The following is a 234-nucleotide window of genomic DNA, read 5'->3' on the forward strand; positions in this document are numbered from 1 at the left end:
TATCTTTGGCGGCTTGAACGAAACCGTCCACATCGCCGGAACGGTAGTTCGAATGCGGCAGCAGGGTAAGGTCTTCGGCAACTTCGTTGTTGACCTGGCTGTTCAGAATCGGTTTTTTCAAAGCCATATAGTCGGAGAGTTTGTTGGTAATCGATGCCATTGAATAGGACTTGATGGCGTTGATGGCAATGTCGCAGCACTTGGCAACCGACATCATTTCGGCATAGGGAATGT

Annotated in this window: 1 pseudogene; it reads right to left on the reverse strand. The window is 49.1% G+C overall.

Annotation, left to right across the window (positions count from 1 at the left end):
- Positions 1-234: pseudogene (locus ACTHS4_RS12650) on the reverse strand (hypothetical protein); the annotation flags it as partial.

Origin of the sequence: Neisseria sp. P0014.S009, assembly GCF_051958155.1 — a bacterium.
Classification (GTDB): Bacteria; Pseudomonadota; Gammaproteobacteria; order Burkholderiales; family Neisseriaceae; genus Neisseria; species Neisseria flavescens_C.